This is a genomic window from Janthinobacterium sp. NKUCC08_JDC (assembly GCF_019345575.1).
Lineage (GTDB): Bacteria > Pseudomonadota > Gammaproteobacteria > Burkholderiales > Burkholderiaceae_D > Janthinobacterium > Janthinobacterium aestuarii.
In genome coordinates this window covers 194,402-214,978 of sequence record NZ_JAHKQW010000006.1, presented here as the reverse complement: position 1 = coordinate 214,978, position 20,577 = coordinate 194,402, and the positions used below count along the sequence as shown (strand labels likewise).

Annotated in this window: 14 protein-coding genes; 11 read left to right on the top strand and 3 right to left on the bottom strand. The window is 64.7% G+C overall.

Translation table 11 applies throughout. The features are described from left to right. Positions 1–178 precede the first annotated feature (178 nt). Complete coding sequence (gene nhaA, locus KO538_RS16920; protein WP_219329045.1) at positions 179–1,444, bottom strand: Na+/H+ antiporter NhaA; 1,266 nt, start codon at positions 1,442–1,444, stop codon at positions 179–181. Positions 1,445–1,947: 503 nt separating this feature from the next. On the opposite strand from nhaA, the gene KO538_RS16915 reads away from it, so the two are divergent. The 3 genes from KO538_RS16915 (at position 1,948) to KO538_RS16905 (ending at position 5,877) form a co-directional block, all read left to right on the top strand. Next, positions 1,948–2,985, top strand: a complete 1,038-nt coding sequence (locus KO538_RS16915; RefSeq protein WP_034748193.1) for a zinc-dependent alcohol dehydrogenase — start codon at positions 1,948–1,950, stop codon at positions 2,983–2,985. A gap of 92 nt (positions 2,986–3,077) precedes the next feature. Then, positions 3,078–3,791 (top strand): copper resistance protein NlpE, encoded by a 714-nt coding sequence (locus KO538_RS16910; protein ID WP_219329044.1) that lies wholly within the window; start codon positions 3,078–3,080, stop codon positions 3,789–3,791. Between the two features lie 142 nt (positions 3,792–3,933). Further along, complete coding sequence (locus tag KO538_RS16905; RefSeq protein ID WP_219329043.1) at positions 3,934–5,877, top strand: cytochrome c/FTR1 family iron permease; 1,944 nt, start codon at positions 3,934–3,936, stop codon at positions 5,875–5,877. A gap of 40 nt (positions 5,878–5,917) precedes the next feature. On the opposite strand, the gene KO538_RS16900 is transcribed toward KO538_RS16905, so the two are convergent. Beyond that, complete coding sequence (locus tag KO538_RS16900) at positions 5,918–7,294, bottom strand: amidohydrolase family protein (protein WP_219329042.1); 1,377 nt, start codon at positions 7,292–7,294, stop codon at positions 5,918–5,920. 148 nt (positions 7,295–7,442) lie between these two features. Between KO538_RS16900 and KO538_RS16895 the strand changes: the two genes are divergently transcribed. From KO538_RS16895 to KO538_RS16860, 8 genes are all read left to right on the top strand, one after another. Next, on the top strand, positions 7,443–8,327 hold the full coding sequence (locus tag KO538_RS16895; RefSeq protein ID WP_219329041.1) for a LysR family transcriptional regulator: 885 nt from the start codon (positions 7,443–7,445) through the stop codon (positions 8,325–8,327). Positions 8,328–8,360: 33 nt separating this feature from the next. Next, positions 8,361–8,966, top strand: a complete 606-nt coding sequence (locus KO538_RS16890; protein ID WP_219329040.1) for a TetR/AcrR family transcriptional regulator — start codon at positions 8,361–8,363, stop codon at positions 8,964–8,966. A 104-nt stretch (positions 8,967–9,070) separates the two neighbouring features. After that, complete coding sequence (locus KO538_RS16885; protein WP_219329039.1) at positions 9,071–9,880, top strand: oxidoreductase; 810 nt, start codon at positions 9,071–9,073, stop codon at positions 9,878–9,880. A gap of 35 nt (positions 9,881–9,915) precedes the next feature. Beyond that, positions 9,916–10,923 (top strand): NADP-dependent oxidoreductase, encoded by a 1,008-nt coding sequence (locus KO538_RS16880; RefSeq protein ID WP_219329038.1) that lies wholly within the window; start codon positions 9,916–9,918, stop codon positions 10,921–10,923. A 132-nt stretch (positions 10,924–11,055) separates the two neighbouring features. Then, the gene (locus KO538_RS16875) at positions 11,056–12,213 is read left to right on the top strand and encodes an ABC transporter substrate-binding protein (RefSeq protein WP_257620413.1); all 1,158 of its coding nucleotides are present in this window, start codon (positions 11,056–11,058) and stop codon (positions 12,211–12,213) included. Positions 12,214–12,250: 37 nt separating this feature from the next. Continuing rightward, positions 12,251–15,889, top strand: a complete 3,639-nt coding sequence (locus tag KO538_RS16870; RefSeq protein WP_219329037.1) for a response regulator — start codon at positions 12,251–12,253, stop codon at positions 15,887–15,889. Beyond that, on the top strand, positions 15,886–18,426 hold the full coding sequence (locus KO538_RS16865) for an EAL domain-containing protein (protein ID WP_219329036.1): 2,541 nt from the start codon (positions 15,886–15,888) through the stop codon (positions 18,424–18,426). The genes KO538_RS16870 and KO538_RS16865 overlap by 4 nt, the downstream gene beginning before the upstream one ends. A gap of 19 nt (positions 18,427–18,445) precedes the next feature. Beyond that, positions 18,446–18,820 carry a hypothetical protein gene (locus KO538_RS16860; protein ID WP_034748164.1) on the top strand — a complete coding sequence of 125 codons (375 nt, stop codon included), beginning with the start codon at positions 18,446–18,448 and terminating at the stop codon, positions 18,818–18,820. A gap of 28 nt (positions 18,821–18,848) precedes the next feature. Here KO538_RS16860 and KO538_RS16855 read toward each other — a convergent pair whose 3' ends face one another. Further along, a complete protein-coding gene (locus KO538_RS16855) occupies positions 18,849–20,354 on the bottom strand; it encodes an anion permease (protein WP_219329135.1) in 1,506 nt (501 codons plus the stop codon). Between the last annotated feature and the right edge of the window lie 223 nt (positions 20,355–20,577).

Genomic DNA, 20,577 nt, shown 5'->3' with positions numbered 1-20,577 from the left:
CCTTTCTTGATTAGCTCAGGCGTAGTGCCGGCCAACGCGGCGATAATTAATTCTATAATTCCATAATAATCGAAACATGAAATTAATGTAAACCTGTTTTTCTGCGTACAGCTACCTGGAAAGACTGTTTGACATGGGATCCGTCGAGACCAAGTGCAGGCCTCGACGGAGTGCCGCATTACATAGTCACAACATCGCCATCGCGACGAATTTCGTCTGCCTGCACACTTTCATGCTCAAGCTGGTCTTTTGCCTTCGGGGCGAAACGCAGAATCAGGCAAGCAACGATGGCCGACAGGAGAGAGCCAAGCAGGATGCCGATCTTGGCTTCCTCGACATACGCTGGATGGCCAGGAAATGCCAGGCCACTGATGAACAGGCTCATCGTAAAACCGATACCGCAAAGCATCGAGACCGCATAAATTTGCAGCCAGGTGCTGCCGCGTGGCTTGCCAGCAAGTCCACTCTTGACCGCCAGCATGACACCAGCGAACACGCCCAGTTGCTTGCCGAGGAAAAGACCTGCGGCAATGCCAAGCGGGAGCGGCGCCCACATGGCTGATGGCGGGAGTCCGGCGAACGAGACGCCAGCGTTGACGAAACCGAATACCGGGACGATCAGGAAACCGGCCCATGGATGCAAGGCGTGTTCGAGCCGGTGCAGGGGCGAATCAGGCGCATCCGGCGTGCCTGGGGATGGAATGTAGGGGATCAGGAAGGCACCCACTACGCCGGCGATCGTTGCGTGCACGCCGGAGAGCAGCGTGACATACCAAAGCAGGGCCAGGCCGATCAGATACGGCCACAGCTTCATCACGCGAAGCTTGTTCAAGGCAAATAACACCACGACGATGGCGGCCGCGGCGGCAAGTGCGCCGGCATTGATGGAGGCGGTATAGAAAACGGCGATGATGGCGACAGCGCCCATGTCATCGATAATAGCCACTGAAACAAGCAGCAGTTTCAAGGACAAGGGCGCATGGCGTCCCAGCAGCGCCAGCACTCCCATGGCGAACGCGATGTCCGTCGCGGCAGGTATCGCCCAGCCATTCATCAGCAAGGGCTGTTTCGCAGTCAGTAAAACGTAGATCGCGGCCGGGAATGCCATCCCCAGCAGTGCGGGCAATGCCGGCAGGCGCCGCTGCTCCCACGTCGAGAGCCGGCCATCGACCAGTTCCCGTTTGATCTCGAGCCCGACCAGGAGAAAAAAGACCGCCATCAGCCCGTCGTTGACCCAGAGGTGGGTTGTCATCGGGCCCAGTTTGTCGCTGAGCACGGGACCTGTTTGCCAATGCAGAAAATGCTGGTAGGCGCCGGCCAGCGGACTGTTGGCGATAATCAGGGCGGCAACGGCCGCTGCCATCAGCAGGATGCCGCCCGCCGCGTCACTGGCGAGGAAGCGCTGTAGAACGGAATGGTGTTTCGGTGATGCAGTGGTGCTCATGCCGCATGCTCCTTGAACGAATGGATGTCCACGACGCACCAGGCCCTCCGGACGCAAGCACGCGCGGCGAGGTCAATGACGGAAGAAGTGCCAATACAAGCACAAGCACAAGCAGGCCGGGCAGGCGTAGACGAGGAGTGGGAAAGGGAAAAGACAGCGCCCGCAGAAAGCGGTGCTTCAATCAGTTGACGCCAATAGAGATGGAACGCTGCGCGCATCATAAAACCTCACGGAAAACGAAAATGTCGTTCTCCGTATTCGGGGTAGCCCCGGGCGCACGCAGCACACGCCGAGTTGTCATTATACCTCAGGCCCGGCTTTCCTTCAACGCGACAGCAGGACTGAATCGTCCTTCAAGGTGGCTGGTTTCCCGCTCAGTATGTTGATGTAGATCAATCAATTTTCGTATCGTGTGCAGCAGAATATGATCATTCGCAAGCTTCTGTTCAGCAAACCATGGCTTGCGCCCTGCTCTACGCCCTACCCACTTCATAAGGAATACCATGACACCCACTACCATGAAAGCCGCCGTTGTCGAGCAACTGGGCCAGCCGCTGGTGCTGCGCGAGGTGCCCGTGCCGGTACCCGGCCCTGGCCAGATCCTCGTCAAGACGGAAGCGTGCGGCGTTTGCCACACGGATTTGCATGCGGCACGCGGCGACTGGCCCGTCAAGCCGTCGCCGCCGTTCATTCCCGGCCACGAAGGCATCGGCCTGGTGGTGGCCGTGGGCACGGGCGTGACGGAAGTGCAGCTGGGCGACCGGGTCGGCGTGCCCTGGCTCTATTCGGCTTGCGGCCATTGCGAACATTGCCTGGCGGCCTGGGAAACCGTGTGCGCCGAAGCGCAGTTCGGCGGCTACACCAAGAATGGCGGCTTTGCCGAATACATCCTGGCCGACCCGCGCTACGTCGCGCATATCCCGGCGGGACTGTCCGCCGTGCAGGCGGCGCCCATCATCTGCGCCGGCGTGACCAGCTACAAGGGCATCAAGGAAACGGGCGCGCGGCCGGGAGAATGGCTGGCCGTGTCCGGCATCGGCGGACTCGGTCACCTGGCCATCGAATATGCGCTGGCCATGGGCTTGCGCGTGGCGGCCGTCGACATCGATGACGGCAAGCTGGAACACGCACGCGCCCTCGGTGCCGAAGTGACCATCAATGCGCGCCAGGGCGACCCCGTCGCAGCCTTGCGCGAAGCGACCGGGGGCGGCGCCCACGGCGTGCTGATCACGGCGCCGTCGCTCGACGCTTTCCAGCAAGGCGTGGCGATGACGCGCAAGCGCGGCACCTGCGTACTGGTGGGCTTGCCGCCGGGCGACTTCCCGACGCCGCTGTTCGACGTCGTCGCCAATTGCGTGACGATACGCGGCTCTTTTGTGGGCACGCGCCAGGACATGGCCGAGGCGCTTGCCTTTGCCGCCACGGGCAAGGTCAAGGCCGACGTGGAATTGCAGCCGCTGTCGGCCATCAACGAGATCTTCAGCCGCCTGGAACACGGCAAGGTTGCCGCGCGCGTCGTGCTCGATTTCAGCGCGAAGTAAACGCGACGCCAGCATTCCGGTGTGTCGTGCGACGGCAATTTAATTGCCGTTGTTATGATGGCTTATCATAAAAACACAACAAGGACACACCGATGAAGCAATCCCTCTCGCGCCTGCTGGCCTGCGCCGCCCTCGCTTTCTCCATTTCGGCCAGCTGGGCCAGCGCGGCCGAGCCAGCCGCGTCGTCACTGCCTGGCCACTATTATCTGCAAGGCGTCATGGAAACGGGCTCCGAACTGCTGCTGAAAAAGGACGGCACCTTCGAATGGATGCTCAGTTATGGCAATACCGACCAGCAAGCGAGCGGCGAGTGGCGCGCTTCGGGCGACACGGTGACCCTGGTGGCGGGCAATGGCGGCAAGGAACCGCAGTTCCGCGTGTTCGAGGAATCGGAAATGCGCATCCAGAAAGCGGCCGAAGCGGGATTGTGGGTGGCCATCGTCGGTTTTCCACGGCTGGGACCGATGGCCGGCGTGGAAGTGAAATTCGAAGCGCAAAGCGGCAAGACGGCCACGGCTGTCAGCGTGGCGAACGGCGACGCCATCGTCCGCATGCCGGCGTCGGAACGCTGGGTGCGGGCGGGCTTGCGCCGCCAGGGCTCGAAAGCCGACTATCAATGGCTGGCCGTGCCAGCGGAGCGCGCGCAGGAGCGCATCGCCGCGTTCGCCGTCACCGATCCCCAATGGCTCAGGGGCCAGGCATTCCAGAAGCTGGCCCTGCGTGTCGTCGAGGGCGGCCTGCAAGTCGATGATGCGGATAATGGCCTGGCCAGGGGCCTGTACGCGAAGCCGGCATCTGGCCAGTAGCACGCGTTTTCCGCCGTCCCATTCTCTGCCGCCTCCCGGCGCCTGGTCCGCACTATCGTCCAGGACAAGGTCCGTGCGCCGTTGACACCCCGCACGGTCTGTCCTATAGTCGCCGGGTTAACGACAAATGAGAATGAGAATCATGTTCAGTTCTATGAAGAAATGGCTCGTGTGCTATCCGCTCGTGGCCGCCAGCCTGTTGCTGGCCGGTGGCGCGCACGCGCAAACAACCGATCCCGGCGCTGGCGCCAAGCAATTGTGGCAATTGATTGACTACGTTGCCGTCGATTACAGCGGCGCCGTCGAGCACGGCAAGGTGGTCAGCGAGGCCGAATACGCGGAAATGCTCGATTTCACGGACAACGCGACGACGCAGATCGCCGCCCTGCCCGCCCACGCCTCCCAGGCGGCCATTGCCGCCGCCATCGCCGACCTGCGCAAAGCCGTCGTCGCCAAGGCGGATGGCGTGGAAGTCAAGCGCCTGGCGCACTATGCGAACGGCTTGCTGATTGCCGCCTACCCGATACCCGTGGCGCCGAAAGTGCTGCCGAACCTGGCGCGTGGCGCGGCCCTGTATGCGGCCCAGTGCGCTTCTTGCCACGGCGTGGCCGGCGGCGGCGATGGTCCGCTGGCGGCCAGCCTGGAGCCGAAACCGATCGCCTTCACGGATGGCGAACGGGCGCAGTCGCGCAGCCTGATGGCCTTGTACCAGGTCATTTCGCAAGGCGTGGCCGGCACGTCGATGGCCAGTTTCGACCAGCTGTCCGAAAACGAGCGCTGGGACCTGGCTTTCTATATCGGCGGCATGTCGCACGATGCGGCGGCCAGCGCGCATGGTGAAAAGCTGTGGCAGGACGATCCACGGGCCAAGAAGCTGTACGCGGACCTGGCCGCCGTGACGACCCTGACGCAGGAAGCCGTTGCCGCCAAGCTGGGCGCGGACGAGGCCAAAGCGCTGACGGCGTATCTGCGCAGCCATGCCGACAAGGCCGAAGCGCACAAGCCGGCCGGTCTGGCCCTGTCGCGTCTGCGCCTGGCCGAAAGCCTGGCCGCCATGCACGCGGGCGACCGTGCGGGCGCCACGCGCCTGGGCCTGTCTGCCTACCTGGACGGCTTCGAGCCGATCGAGCCGATGGTCGGCGCGCGCAACAAATCCCTGCTGCTGGCCGTGGAAAACGCCATGCTGGCCTACCGCTCCGCCGTGGCGAAGGGCACGGTAGCCGACGCCGAAGCGGCCGGTGAAAAACTGCAGCAACTGTTTACCCACGTGGAAGCGGAACTGGGCGACGCCAAGGCCGACCCGATGACGACCTTTATCGGCGCCCTGACGATCTTGCTGCGCGAAGGCGTGGAAGCGCTGCTGATCGTGATCGGCATCATCGCCTTCCTGCGCAAGGCCAAGCGCCACGACGTGCTCGCCTACGTGCATGCGGGCTGGGCCAGCGCGCTGGTGGCGGGCGGCCTGACGTGGGTGGCGGCGACGTATCTGGTGACCATCAGCGGCGCCAGCCGGGAAGTGAGCGAAGGTCTCGGTTCCGTATTCGCGGCCCTGGTCCTGCTCAGCGTGGGCTTGTGGATGCACCAGAAGAGCAGCGCCGGGCGCTGGCAGGAATACCTGCACGAGAAACTCACGGCCGCGATGAGCCGGCGCTCCGCCTGGGGCCTGTTCGCCCTGGCCTTCATCGCCGTCTACCGCGAAGTCTTTGAAACCGTGCTGTTCTATTCCGCCCTGGCGGCGGACGGCAATGGCGGCGCCCTGCTGGGCGGCTTCCTCGTGGCCATCGTGCTGCTGGTCGTGATCGCCTGGGCCTTGCTGCGCACGAGTGCCCGCATGCCGATCGGCAAGTTCTTCTCGTGGACGTCCGCCTTCGTGGCCGTGCTGGCCGTCATCCTGATGGGCAAAGGCGTGGCCGCGCTGCAGGAAGCGGGCTGGGTCGGCGTCACCCCCGTCGATTTCGTGCGCATCGACTTGCTGGGCATCCTGCCGACCATGGAAACCCTGCTCGCGCAGGCAGCCATCGTGGCCATCATCGTCGCCGGCTATGGCTGGAACCGCGTTTCGGCAGGCAAGCGCAAGCTGGCCTGATCCTGAAATGCTGGCGTAGGCAGAGCCCATATGGCGCTGCCTACGCCTGGTGGATAGTTGCGAACGACTGGGCAAACAGATCGGGCTGATAATCGGCGGCACTGAACAGGTGGCCACACGATTCGTCGATCGCGGCGCGCAGTTTTGCCTGATCCACGCCCAGCACGACGCCACCGCGTTTGCGCACGCGCCCGCCAATGATGACGGTATCGATATTGCTGCGCTCAGCCGCATGCACGACGGTACCGATGGCGTTATTGACAGGATATACATTGAGGTCGCCGGTGCGTATCAGCACCAGGTCGGCCTGCTTGCCTGGCGCCAAACTGCCAATGCGCTGCTCCAGCCCTGCCACTGCGGCGCCGTCTATCGTGGCGGCCTCGAGCAAGCGGAAGGCATCGGTGGGCGCCGCCGCATGGCGATGCCCCTGGCGATGTCCCATCACCCGCTGCAGGTAGAACGCCACGCGCATTTCCATGAACATGTCGCCGCTATACGAAGTCTCGTTGTCGACACTGAGGCCGGGGCGTATGCCGTGCTGGTGCGCCGCCTGCCAGGCGTTCATGCCATCCTCGATACCGTAGTGGGCATCCGAACGCGGACATACATTGACGCGCACGCCCGTCTCGCGCAAGATCCGCCAGCCCGCTTCCGGCAGGCAGGTGCAGTGGTTGAAGATATTGTCGCTGCCGAGCAGCCCCTGCCGGTGCAAGCCCTCCAGCTCGTCCGCCATGCCAGCGCCAAAAAACTCGGTCACGATGGGAATACCCAATTGACGGGCGACGGCCCACTGCTCCGGTTCCAGCTGCGCCATCATGGCCAGCGTCACCAGGCTGTCGGGATTCGTAAAATACTTGGCTTGCAGGCGCGCCAGGTTGCCTGGCCAATGCGCCTTGTCCCACTCGCCCGACACGGGTGCCCCCGAGGCGTGCACGGCGCGGATGCCCGCGTCGAGCAGCGCTTCGACCGCCGCGTCGGCGTGCGCCGCCGTGCGGCTATTGTGCGAATTGTCGATCACGGTCGTGATGCCGGCATCGATGGCGCCCAGGGCCGTGAGCAGGTTGCCCACGTAGATGTCGCGCGGCCGGTAGTATTTGGCGAACGAGAAATGCGTGGCGTTGCAATAGTCCTCGAGCGTCGCCGCATTCGGGTTGATGCGGCGCAGCTGGCCTTCCCAGGCATGGCGGTGGGTGTCGACCATGCCGGGAATGGCGATCATCTGCGCGGCATCGATCACCTCGGCGCCGTCGGCTTGCAGATGCTGACCGATGGCGGCGATGACGCCATCGGCCATCAGGATATCGCCCTTGGGCACATTGCCGACACTGCCATCCATGCTGATAATGGTGGCGCCTTTGATCAGCATCTTGCGGGGTGCCGGGGCCAGTGGCGCCAGTAGTTGGTCTTGTTCAGACATGCTTGATTCCTGCTATAGCTAATGGGTTGCACGCAGTCTAATGCGGGCAAGCAAGGGGAAAAAGTAGCGCAGTGTGTTTTCAGCATGCAGAAAATCCGAATAATGTTGGGTTATAGTGCCGTTTCCCCTACTGCTACGAAGACAAGACATGGACCGCGTACAAGCAATGCAGGTATTCCTTCGCGTGGTCGAGAGCAGGAGTTTCGTGCGCGCGGCGCAGACCCTGGCTTTGCCCGCATCGTCGGTGACCGCCATCATCAAGCGGCTGGAAAAACATTTGCAGACGCGCCTGCTGCACCGCTCCACCAGGAATCTCAGCCTGACACCGGAAGGCGAGCGCTACTTCCACCGCTGCCGCGAGATCCTCGAGCTGATCGCCGATACCGAAGCGAGCCTGCAAGGCGCTAGCGAGCGCCCGCAGGGACGCTTGCGCGTCGATATACCTAGCGGCATTGCCCATGCCGTGATCCTGCCGCAGCTGGCGCAATTCCAGCAGCGCTACCCCGACATCTACCTGATGATCGGCGTCAATGACCGCCAGGTGGACTTGATACAGGAAGGCGTCGATTGCGTGATCCGCACAGGCAGCCTGGAAGATTCGGCCCTGGTCGCGCGCCGCCTGGGCGAGCTGCGCTGGATCACCTGCGCGGCGCCGTCCTATCTGGCCGAACACGGTGTTCCCGCAACCCTCGAGGATTTGCCAGGACACCGGGCCGTCCATTACTTTTCCAGCACGGCGCGGCGCGGCAGCGACCTGCATTTCATCGAAGACGGTACCAGCATCGCCATTCCCGTCCCCGGCACGGTCGCCGTCAACGAGACGGAGCTGTACATCGAGCTGGGCCTGGCCGGCCATGGCTTGATGCAGCTGGCCGAGATCCTCGTAAGCGACCAGTTGCAGGCAGGGGAACTGGTCGAGGTGCTGGCCGACAGGCGGCCGGCGCCCGTGCCCGTATCGCTGCTCTACCCGCATCAGCGCTTTCTCTCCCCGGCGATGCGGGCGTTCACCGACTGGACGGCCGGGCTGTTCTGAGCGCCTCGCGTGCACGCTGTTGAAAACTGCGATATGATGACCGTCATGCAGAACTCACCGAACAAACCGGCGGCGCAAAGCCGCAAGGAAGCCACACACGAACGCATCGTCGAGGTGGCCACGCGCGCCATCCGCCGCAGCGGCTATGCGGGCACGGGCGTGGCCGACATCATGAAGGAAGCGGGCCTGACGCACGGCGGCTTTTACGCACACTTCGCCTCGCGCGACGCGCTGCTGGCCGAAGCGGGCGACCGTGCGGGCGCCGAAGCGGTGGCGCTGGCGGCCCGGGTGGCGGCCGCCGCCCCGCCTGGCCAGGCGCTGCAGGCCATGCTGGCCGCGTATCTGTCGCCCGAACACATCGCCGCCATCGAGGTAGGCTGCCCCGTGTCGGCGCTGGGCTCGGAAATGCCGCGCCAGGCGCCCGAGGTGCGGCGCGCCGCCACCATCCATATCAAGGAAATGATCGACCTGTTCGCGCGCCAGTTGCCGAACTGGGGCCAGCCCGAAGCGCATGCGCAAGCGATGGCGACCGTGTGCGCCATGATCGGCACCACCATTCTCGCGCGCGCCGTGGACGAGCCGGCCCTGTCGGACGCGCTGTGCGCGGCCACCCTGGCGCAGTTTCAAACACCCAGCTAATTGCCCTGCCCGGGACCTTGATCCGTCCCGGGCTTTTTTTGAAACAACAATATGATGATCGTCATATACCATATCCAACGCTGTCAACCCCTGAAGGAATTGCCATGAACAACAAGAAGATTGCCCTCGTCACCGGCGCCTCGTCCGGCATCGGCGCGGCCACGGCCCGGCGCCTGGCGCAAGCGGGCTACACGGTGTACGGCACCAGCCGCCGCGGCGGACAAGCGGCCGCGGCCGGCCATGCGATGCTGGCGCTCGACGTCACCAGCGATGCGTCCGTCGCTGCCGCCGTGGCAGAGGTAATCCAGCGCGAAGGCCGCATCGACCTGCTGGTGAATAACGCCGGTTTCGGCGTGGCCCCGGGTGGCGCAGAGGAAAGCAGCGTGGCGCAGGCGCAAGCCATCTTCGACACGAATTTCTATGGCGTGCTGCGCATGACCCTGGCCGTGCTGCCGCACATGCGGGCCCAAGGTGGCGGGCGCATCCTCAATATCGGTTCCGTCCTGGGCTTTTTGCCCATGCCTTACGGCGCGCTGTATTCCGCCACCAAGCACGCGATCGAGGGCTACACTGAATCGCTCGACCATGAGGTGCGCGGCTGGGGCATCCGCGCCAGCGTCATCGAACCGGCCTACACGAAAACCACGTTCGAAGCCAATCTGCTGGCGCCCGATACGCCGCTGTCCGCCTACCGGCAAGTGAGCGCGGCCATCACCAGCCGGCTGCAGACGCTGATGGCCGGCGCCGACGATCCGGCTATCGTGGCCGACACCATCCTGGCGGCGGCGCAGACAAGCAAGCCCAAGCTGCGCTACACGGCCGGGCCGCTGGCGGCGCGCTTGCGCCTGATGCGCCGTTTCATGCCGGCCGCGCTGCTGGACGCCGGCTTGCGCAAGGACCTGCGCCTGGCCTGAGCGCCGGCGCCTTTTCAGCATACAGAGAGAACATCATGCAAGCTTTGCAACTCAAACAATACGGCGGCCTCGATTATGCGGCGTTTGCGGAACTGCCCCGCCCCACGCCCGGCCCCGGCGAATTGCTGGTGCGGGTGCACGCCGTCGGCCTGAACCCCATCGACAACCTGATCCCGAAGGGCGACTTCAAGCCGATCTTGAAAACGCGCTTGCCGGCCACCCTGGGCAGCGACGTGGCCGGCGTGGTCGTGGCCGTGGGCAGCGGCGTCACGCGCTTTACAGTGGGCGACGCCGTGTATGCGAGCATTTTCGACACCCCGCACGGCAGCCTGGCCGAATTTGCCATCGTGCCCGAACAGGCGGCCGCGCTGAAACCGGCCAACCTCGATTTCGTGCAGGCGGCGTCGATTCCCATGGTGGGCCTGACGGCGTGGCAAGCGATGCATGAGCGCATGCAGCTGAAGCCGGGCCAGAAAGTGTTCATCCCGGCCGGTTCCGGCGGCATCGGCACGTTCGCCATCCAGCTGGCCAAGCACCTGGGCGCCCGCGTGGGCACCACCACCAGCACGGCGAACGTGGAACTGGTGCGCGGCCTGGGCGCCGATGAGGTCATCGACTACAAGAAACAGCCGTTCGAGGACGTGCTGCGCGATTACGACGCCGTGCTGGGCACGGTGCGCGGCGACGGGCTGGAAAAAGCCTTGCACATCGTCAAGCCCGGCAGCCGCGTCGTTTCGCTGGTCGGTCCGCCGGACGCCGCCTTTGCCCGCGCGCGCGGCATGAACGTGGTGCTGAAACTGGTGTTTGGTTTGCTCAGCCGCAAGATCATCGGCCTGGCGCGGCGGCGCGGCGCCAGCTATGCCTTCCACTTCGTGCGTCCCGACGGCGGCCAGCTGGCGCAGATCGCCGCCCTGATCGAGGCGGGAAGCATCCGCCCCGTCATCGACAGTGTGTTTCCTTTTCTTGAGGCGAAACAGGCGCTGGCTTATCTGGCGCAGGGCCGTGCACGGGGCAAGGTGGTGGTGCAGCTGCCCGTGTCCTGAGGCGTATCTGGCCTGCTTTCCGCGCCGTGACCATGACTGTGACTATGTGTGAGTTTTGCGTTGGCAATTTGCTCCATACTCGTTGTCAACCCTGTGCCAATTGATACCGGTCAACCTCCATAAAGGTAGCTCATGCGCGTTTTCCCGGAATGCTGCTGGCTCGCTATCACCCTCGTGGCCGGCATGGTCCACGCCGCCGAACCGGGCGTCACCGAGACGCACATCCGTCTGGGCATGGTCAATGCGCAAACGGGCGCGGCCTCGGGGCTGGGGAAAGCCATGCTCGACGGCGCAACGGCCGTGTTCCAGGAAGCGAACCAGCGCGGCGGCATCCATGGCCGCAGCATCGAGCTGGTGGTCGCCGATGACGGCTACGATCCGGACCGCGCCATCAGCGAAACGCTCAGGCTGGTAGAGGAAAAACAGGTGTTCGCGCTGTTCGGCAACGTAGGGACGCCCACGACCAACGCCGTCATACCGATCGTCCAGGAAATGAAGGTGCCGCTGGTGGGCGCGTTTACGGGCGCGATGACCTTGCGCCACCCCGTGGTGCATGAAATCATCAACTTCCGCGCCAGTTATGACGATGAGTCCGATGCCCTGGTGCAGTATTTTGCCAGCCGGGGCGTCAAGCGCTTTGGCGTGCTGTACCAGGACGACGGTTTCGGCAACGCCGTGCTCGACGGCACCGTGCGGGCCCTGCAACGGCGCGGCCTGGAACTCGTTGCCAAGGGTTCGTTCCAGCGCGGCACCACGGCCGTCAAGGCGGGACTGGCGGCCCTGATCGGGCACGACCTGCAAGCGGTGGTCATGGCCGGCCCCTACACGCCGGTGGCGGCGTTCGTGCGCGAAGCCAGCCAGGCCGGGTTGAAGGCGGCCCTGTCCACGGTATCGTTTGTCGGCACGAACAGCCTGCTGCAACTGCTGGGCACGGAAGGCAACAACATCGTCATTTCGCAAGTAGTGCCCTTGCCGGACGACCGCCAGTTGCCGATCGCCGCCGACTGCGCCGCGCTGCTGGCCAAACATGTGCCGGCGGCCACGCTGTCTTTCGTCAGTTTCGAAGGCTGCATCTCGGCCACCCTGATGGTGGCGGCGCTGCGCCGCACGGGCACCGACCTCACGCGCGAGCGTCTGATCCAGAGCTTCGAAACGTTCGACCGCCTCGATCTGGGCGGCATGCGGGTGACGCTGCGGCCCGACAACCACCAGGCATCGACAGCCGTCTTCCTGACCCGCATCGCCGACGGCAAGATCGTGCCGGCGGACCCGGGGCCTGGCGCGAAGTGATGCGCGCCCACTTTTCCAGCCCGCCCTGGAGCCAGGCATGAAAATCAGGACCAAGCTGATCATCAGTACCAGCGTCCTGCTGGCGGGCGTGGCGGCCATGGCGGCGGCCAGCCTGCTGCTGGTGAAAGGCATCGAAACCCATGTGCATGGCTTGACCGACCGGACCGTGCCGCTGTACACGGACGTGTTGCGCCTGCGCTACACCGTGCAGGACATGGCGTCGGACTTTTTCGAGCTGGGCAAGGCGGAAGACCTGGCGCAGCTGGAACAGGTGTCGGACAAGATCGTCGCCAATATCCAGGCCGCCGAGAGCATCCGCAATGAATTGCGGCGCCACGGCGAGCCGCAGGCGGCCCGCTATCACGCGGCCTTCGAACAGGAATTCCAGCGCATGCGCGTCGCCGTGCGCAAGCGCCTGGAAAACGAGGCCTACTACAAGGCGCAGGCGATGGAGATGGGCCAGGTCCTGGCGCAGATCAAGGCCGCCGCCAAGGCCGCGCGCGGCAAGATCCGCCTGGTCGACAGCCAGGCACAGGCGACGGCAGCCGAAGTGCAGCTGCAAAGCCAGCGCCTGAACGAGAACGCGCGCTACCTGACCGACTTGCGCAAGAGCATCCTCGACATGCAGATTGCGCTGGCCGAGACGGAGGCCGTGAAGAACCGCTTCCGCATCGCACCCTTGCGCGAACGGCTGACGGCGGCCGTCGCCCATCTGCAGGGAAGCGGCGAGCGCGACATCAGCCCCGCCCAGCAGGCGCTGCGAACGACACTGCTGGCCACGGCGCGCCAGATGCTCGATCCCGCCGCCGGCTTGCTGGCCTTGCGCGCAGGGCTGCTGGCCGAGGCCGGCGCCAGCGCGGCGCAGCAGGTGCACTATGCCGCGCTCAAGGAGCAAGTCAGCGCCACCCTGGCCACCGCTCTCCTGCGCCTGGCCGAGGAACTCGATCCCATCGAACTGCAGCTGGCCATCGGACGCGACCGGTTGGCGCAGGCCAACCGCTACATGCGCACCTCGGCCCGCATCGAGGACGCCAGCGGCGAAATCAACCTGGCCGTCGACGCCATCAGCATCGACGTGGGCGAAGTCATGCTCGCCACGGCCGCCGGCGACGTCACGCGCCTGGGCGCCGATATCGCGCTGCACATCGGCGCACTGCACCGCGACATGGGCACCATGCAGACCTTGCTGCAAAGCATAGGCCAGCTGGGCTTGCTGGCCGAAACGCGCAGCGTCGACACCTACCTGGACGCGGTGGAACGGTCGGGGCAGCGGCTGGTGCAAGCCAAGGGCAGCGTGCTGGACAGCCAGGCGGCGCTGGGCGAGGCCATCGACCACGTACGCGCTTTCGAACGCGAACAGGCCGCCCATTCCGCGCAGCAGGTGGCGCGCATCACGGGGCAGCAGCAGGACGCCGTGACCCAGGTGCGCGATGGCGTGCGCCATGCCTTCATGCTGATCCTCGGCATCGCGCTGGTGCTGCTGCTGGCCTGCGTGGCCATCACGGGGCTGATCAGCGCGTCTATCGCCAGGCCGCTGGCGCACCTGTCCCATGCGATTGCCCATATCCGCGGCGGCAAGGCGCTGTCGGTGCGCGTGGCGCAGCATGGCAGCGATGAACTGGGGCAATTGATCAAGGGCTTCAACGGCATGCTCGAGCACGTGGAACAGCGCGACCTGGCGCTCAAGCAGGCCAAGGCCGAGGCCGACGCCGCCAACCGCGCCAAGTCGGAATTCCTGGCCAAGATGAGCCACGAGATCCGCACACCGATGAATGGCGTGCTGGGCATGACGGAATTGCTGCAGCGTACGGAACTGAGCCCCAAGCAGCAGCGTTTCGTGCACACGGTGCACCGCTCGGGCGAAAGCCTGCTGAGCATCATCGACGACATCCTCGACTTTTCCAAGATCGAGGCGGGCAAGCTGGTGCTCGAACATATCCCGTTCGACCTGCGCCAGGTGATCGACGATGTGGTGGCGCTGTTTGCCAACGGCATCCAGCGCAAGGCCATCGAATTTACCTGCCGCATCGCCTCCGACGTGCCGCAGCACGTGCGCGGCGACCCCGTGCGGCTGCGCCAGATCCTCACCAACCTGCTCAATAACGCCACCAAGTTCACGGAACGGGGCGAGATTTCCGTCGATGTCAGCTGCCCCGCCGCCGGCCAGATCCGTCTGGAAGTGCGCGACACGGGCATCGGCATGGCGCCGGAAGCGGCAGCGGCCGTCTTCCAGCCGTTCCGCCAGGCCGACAGCACCACTTCGCGCAAATACGGCGGCACGGGACTGGGCCTGGCCATCATCAAGCAGCTGGCGGAAATGATGGATGGCAACATCGTGCTGAAATCCGTGGCGGGCCAGGGTTCCAGCTTCGCCGTCACCATCGCCGTGGGCATCGTGGCGCCAGAAGACGCGCCGCCGGCGGCGCCGCCGCGCGTGTCGCTGGCCGCCTTGAACGTGCTGATCGTGGACGACCATGCCACCAACCGCAGCATCCTGCTGCAGCACGCGATCGAGTGGCAGATGGCCGCCGCCAGCGCCGCCGACGGCGCCGAAGCGCTGGACCTGCTGCAAGCCGCGCTGCGCGGCGGGCGCCCGTTCGACCTGGCCATCATCGATATGCGCATGCCCGTCATGGATGGCGCCGAGCTGGTGCGCGCGATCAAGGCCGACGCCGGCATGGCGGCCCTGAAAATTATCATGCTCAGTTCGCTGGACGCCTCGGCCGAGCTGCGCCAGCTGACGGCGCTGGGCGTGGAATACTGCCTGACCAAGCCCGTGCGGGCGATGGAACTGCGCCACTGCATCGAAGCTGTCTGCGGCTACGGCACCCTGGCGCCAACGAGTGCTGCCATGCCTGCCCTGCCCGCTCCAGCGGAAAGCGCGGCCGCAGGCCAGGCGCCGCTGCGCATGCTGCTGGTGGAAGACAACGCGATCAACCAGGAAATCGCCCTGGCCATGCTGGAAGACAGCGGCTACGAAGCGACGCCGGCCGACAACGGCGCGCGCGCGCTGGCCCTGTGGGAGCGCTACCCGTTCGACGTGATCCTGATGGATTGCCAGATGCCGGAAATGGATGGTTTTGAAGCGACCCGGCGCTTGCGCCGCATGGAAACCGAGCAAGGCCGAGGCCGCACGCCCATCATTGCCCTGACGGCCAACGCCATCCTCGGCGACCGCGAACTGTGCCTGGACGCGGGCATGGACGACTACCTGGCCAAGCCGTACACGCGCGCCGCCCTGCTGGAAGTCCTGGCCCGCTGGCGTCCGTCGCCTGCCGCGGAAACGCCTACAGTAACCACGGAGGTGGCGCCGGTGGAATCAGCCGCCATCCTCGACCCCGCCGCCCTGCAAAACCTGCGCGCCATGCGGCGTCCCGGCCGTCCCGACGTGCTGGGGCGCATCATCGACCTGTTCTACAGCGACGCCCCGCGCCTGCTGGGCCAGCTGGAAGTGGCCGCCGAAGCCAGCGATGCCGCGGCCCTGCAGCTGGCGGCGCATACGCTCAAGTCGAGCTGCGCCAACGTGGGCGCGCTGGGCTTGTCGGCCACCTGCCGTGAAATCGAACAATACGCGCGCGGCAATGACGTCGGCAGCGCACTACACCATATCCGCGGCATCCAGCAAGAGCTCGACCGTGTCCTCGCCGCCCTGGCCATTGAGAAGGAAGCCATATGAATACCGCACTGCCCCCGCAAGCACTGGTCCTGGTGGTCGACGACGACACCATGACGCGTATCCTCGTGACGGAAGCGCTGGAGCCGGAAGGCTTCCGCATCGAGGAAGCGACCAGCGGCCTGGAAGCGCTGGCCGCCTTCCAGCGCGGCGTGCCCGACCTGATCCTGCTCGACGTCGCCATGCCCGGCATGAGCGGCTTCGAATGCTGCCAGCAGCTGCGCCGTCTGCCCGGCGGCGCGCACGTGCCCATCGTCGTGCTGACCGGCAACGACGACGACGACTCCATCAAGCAGGCGCTGGAAGCGGGCGCCAGCGATTTCATTTCCAAGCCGATGCAATGGCGGCTGCTGGCGCACCGGCTGCGCTACCTGCTGCGGGCCAGCAGCGCGCTCACCGAATTGAGCCGTATCCAGGAAAGCCTCAACCACGCGCAGGCGCTGGCCCGCCTCGGCAACTGGGAATGCCGGATCGCCGGCGGCGACGGCTACTGGTCGCCGGAGCTGTTGCGCATCCTGGGCCTGGATGCCGATGCGGGCCCCACCAGCTTCGACCGCCTGCTGCAGTGCCTGCCGGAAGACCAGCGGCCCCTGCTGCTCGATGCCTTCATGGAGCTGCATGCGAGCGGCACCAGCTATGGCCTCGAACACAAGGTGCTGCGGCCGGACGGCGGCGAGTGCATCGTCTTTCACCAGGCCGAAGCCGTGCGCGAAGGCCGCGAAGTGCTCTTGATGCGCGGTACCGTGCAGGACATCACGGACCGCAAGCTGCAGGAATTGCGCATTGAATACCTGGCCAACCACGACGCGCTGACGGACTTGCCCAACAGGCAATTGCTGAACGACCGCATCGGCCAGGCCATCGCCCATGCCCGCCGCACCCGCTTGCACCTGGCCACCCTGATGATGGACCTCGACCGTTTCAAGTTCGTCAACGACAGCTATGGCCACCCCGTGGGCGACGCGCTGCTGCGGGAAGTGGCCCGCAGGCTGAAGCTGGCCGTGCGCGAGGGCGACACCGTGGCCCGCCAGGGCGGCGACGAGTTCGTCATCCTGCTGACCGACCTGCCCGACATCGAGACGGCCGAACAGATCGTGAAAAAGGTGCTGGCGGTGTTCTCCGATCCTTTCGTCCTGGGCGAACATACCCTGCACGTGAGCACCAGCATCGGCGCCAGCGTGTTTCCATCCGACGGCGACAGCGGCGACATGCTGCTCAAGACGGCCGATGCGGCCCTCTACAGCGCCAAGGACAAGGGCCGCAACGGCTACCAGTTCTACAATCACAAGATGGGCGTGCTGGTGGAGGAACGGGCCGAAATCGAACACGCGCTGCACCAGGCGCTGGCGCTGGGCGAGCTGGAATTGCACTACCAGCCCAAGGTCGACCTTACCAGCGGCAAGATCTATGGCATGGAAGCGCTGCTGCGCTGGCGCCGCGACGGCATCGGCCTGGTGCCGCCGGACCGCTTCATCCCCCTGGCCGAGGAAACGGGCATGATCGTGCCCATCGGCGAATGGGTGCTGCGCACGGCGTGCGCGCAGCTGGGCGTCTGGCATGCCTACGGCTTTACGCACCTGACGATAGCCGTCAACGTGTCGGCGCGCCAGTTCCGCCAGGTCGACATGCCGCAACTGGTGCGCGAAGTGCTGGCCGACAGCGGCGTGCCGGCCCACTGCCTGGAGCTGGAGCTGACGGAAAGCGTGCTGATGCAGAACCGCGACCTCGTGGTGAAGGCGCTGGAAGAATTGAAGGAAATCGGCGTGACCTTGTCGCTGGACGACTTCGGCACCGGCTATTCGAGCCTTTCCTACCTCAAGCAGTTCCCCATCGACGTCGTCAAGATCGATCAATCGTTCATCCGCGACGTGACCGACAGCGTGGATGGCGCGTCGCTGACCCGCTCCATCATCGCCATGGCCAAGTCGCTGCACATGACGACGGTGGCCGAGGGCGTGGAAACGGAGGGACAATTGGGATTTCTCAATACCAACCAGTGCGACGCCATGCAGGGCTATTATTTCAGCCGCCCGCTGCCCGGCGCCGAGATGGATCTGATGTTGCATGCGGGCACCCATTTGCCGCCCGACAGCTGCCATGCCGAAACGCCGCAGCGCGTGCTGCTGCTGGTGGACGACGAAGAGCACATCCTGTCCGCCCTGCGCCGCTCGCTGCGCAAGGAGGGTTACCAGATACTCAGCACCAGCAAGCCGCAGGAAGCCTTGGAACTGGTGGCCGCCCATGCCGTGGGCGTGATCCTCACGGATGCGCGCATGCCGGGCATGTCCGGCAACGAGCTCTTGCGCCGCATCAAGGGTATCTACCCGGAAATCGTGCGCGTGATGCTGTCCGGCTACCCGGAACTGCATTCGGTCACGGCGGCCATCAACGAGGGCTCGGTGTACAAGTTCATCACCAAGCCCTGGGACGAGACCTTGCTGAAAGACCATTTGCGCGAAGCCTTCGTGCGCTTCGAATCGGGCGTGCAGCGGCCACCGGTCGGTCCGCATGGTATCGAGATCAGCAACCGTGCCGCCTAGCGCGCCACCAGGAGCCGCCATGCAGGATCAGCTGTTCTTCGAAGGCTTGCGCGCGCTGGCCGAAGCCGCCTTCCCCAAGCATTGCGCCTGCTGCGGGCGCGAATTCGCCACGGCGGACGATTTCATTTTGCAGACGCAATCGATGCGCCAGAACGTCTCGGGGCTGAAACAAAGCTTCGACGACAACAACGTGGCCATCGTCGAGGTCTACCGCAACTGCCTGTGCGGCTCGACCCTGATGGATTTCTTTTCAGACCGGCGCGACACTTCCGAGGCATCGCTGCAGCGGCGCCAGCTGTTTGAGCGCCTGTTGCCGCCGCTGATGGAAAAAGGCATGGAACGGACCGCCGCGCGCGAGTATCTGCTGCACGTCGTGCGCGGCCAGCTGCCGTGACGAGGCAGCTGACTGCTGGCCGCTGGTATTACCAGTAACCCAGCACCTTCCACCACGTCGTGCCGACGACGGCAAAGATCAGCAATTCGATCACGCACATGATGAAGCCGACCCGCCACCAGTTGCCCATCGTCACGAAGCCGCTGCCGAAGATGATGGGCGAGGTGCCCGTCGCGTAGTGGGTCAGGGTCATCATGATGGCCGAGCCGGCCGTCATCATGAGCATGAAGGGCACGTGGTATTCGGCCGGGATCAGGTGCAGGCCCACCGTCAGGAAGGCCAGCAGCATGGCGCTGATGTGGGCCGTCGTGCTGGCGAAGAAGTAATGCGAAAAAACGAATACCAGCACCAGGACGCCGGCGATCGGCAGCCAGTCCATGCCGCTGGCGACGATGGCCGCCTTCATGCCGGCCGAGAACCAGGCGATCACGCCCGTCTTGTTCAGCTGCTCGGCCATCATGACGAGCGCGCCGAACCACACCAAAGTGTCCCAGGCGCTCTTTTCCGACAGCACATCATCCCAGTCGATGGTGCCGGTAATGATCAGCACGAACAAGCCGACAAAGGCCACCACCGTCGCATCGAGCGAAAACGCGGGGCCGAACAGCATGGCCGGCACGTTGGCCCAAAGTAATAACAACAGGGCGAAGGTGCCCAGCATGACTTTTTCCGACGGCGACAGCGGACCCATGCCTTTCAGTTCCGCCTTGGCGTAGGTGACGGCGTCGGGCGTGGCTTTGAGTTCCGGTGGCGACAGCCAGTAGATAATCAGGGGCATCACCAGCAGGCAGACGAGGCCCGGCAGCAGCATGCACAGGGCCCAGGTGGTCCACGTCAGGTGGAAACTCTGGCCGCTGGCCTTGGCCACGAAGTCGACCACGAGCGGGTTGGGTGCCGTGGCCGTCAGGAACATGGCCGAGGTGATCGGGTTGGCGTGGTAGTTGACGAGGGCCAAGTAGGTGCCGACCTTCTTTTCCGTGCCCTTGGCCGGGTCCGAATCGAAGGCATTGGCGATCGACTTCATGACGGGGTGGACGATGCCGCCGCCGCGCGCCGTGTTACTTGGCGTAAATGGCGCCAGCACCAGTTCGCAGATGGCCAGGCCGTAGCCGATGCCCATGGTGCGCTTGCCCAGCAGCGAGATGAACAGCAGGCCGATGCGGCTGCCCAGCCCCGTCTTTTTCAGGCCGCGCGAAATCAGGATCGCCACAACGATCAGCCAGATCAAGGGATTCGAAAAACTGCTGAGCGCATCCGTGATGGCGCCCTTGGACGAGGTCGACGTCACTTGCGACAAGGACACGATGACGATGGCCATCATGGCCATCACGCCGATCGGCATGACTTTCAGGATGATCGCCAGAATCGTGGTGAGGAAAATCGCTACCAGGCCCCAGGCCTTGGGCGTCAAGCCATCGGGCGCCGGCAGCAAGAGCATGCTCACCAGCAAGGCCGTGCAGATCAGGGCGGGGACGAGGCGGAATGGGACGGCTTCCTTGAAATGCAGGAACAGGTCGCGCACTGTTTTATACATCATGATTTCCTTTGCTGGACAGGCATCCTGGCGGGCGGTCGCCCGCGTGGATTGGTGATAATTCTTTTTAGCAACATCATACAAGCTCATGCGCCACTACCCTGCTCCGTTACGCCTGCGCGTGCCAGGAAATTTCCGAATCGTTGACTTGAGCGGTATCAGAGTGCCGGTAAATATTGTTGAGCAGTGACAATGGGTGACTTTTTTGTCAATTTTTCTCTGT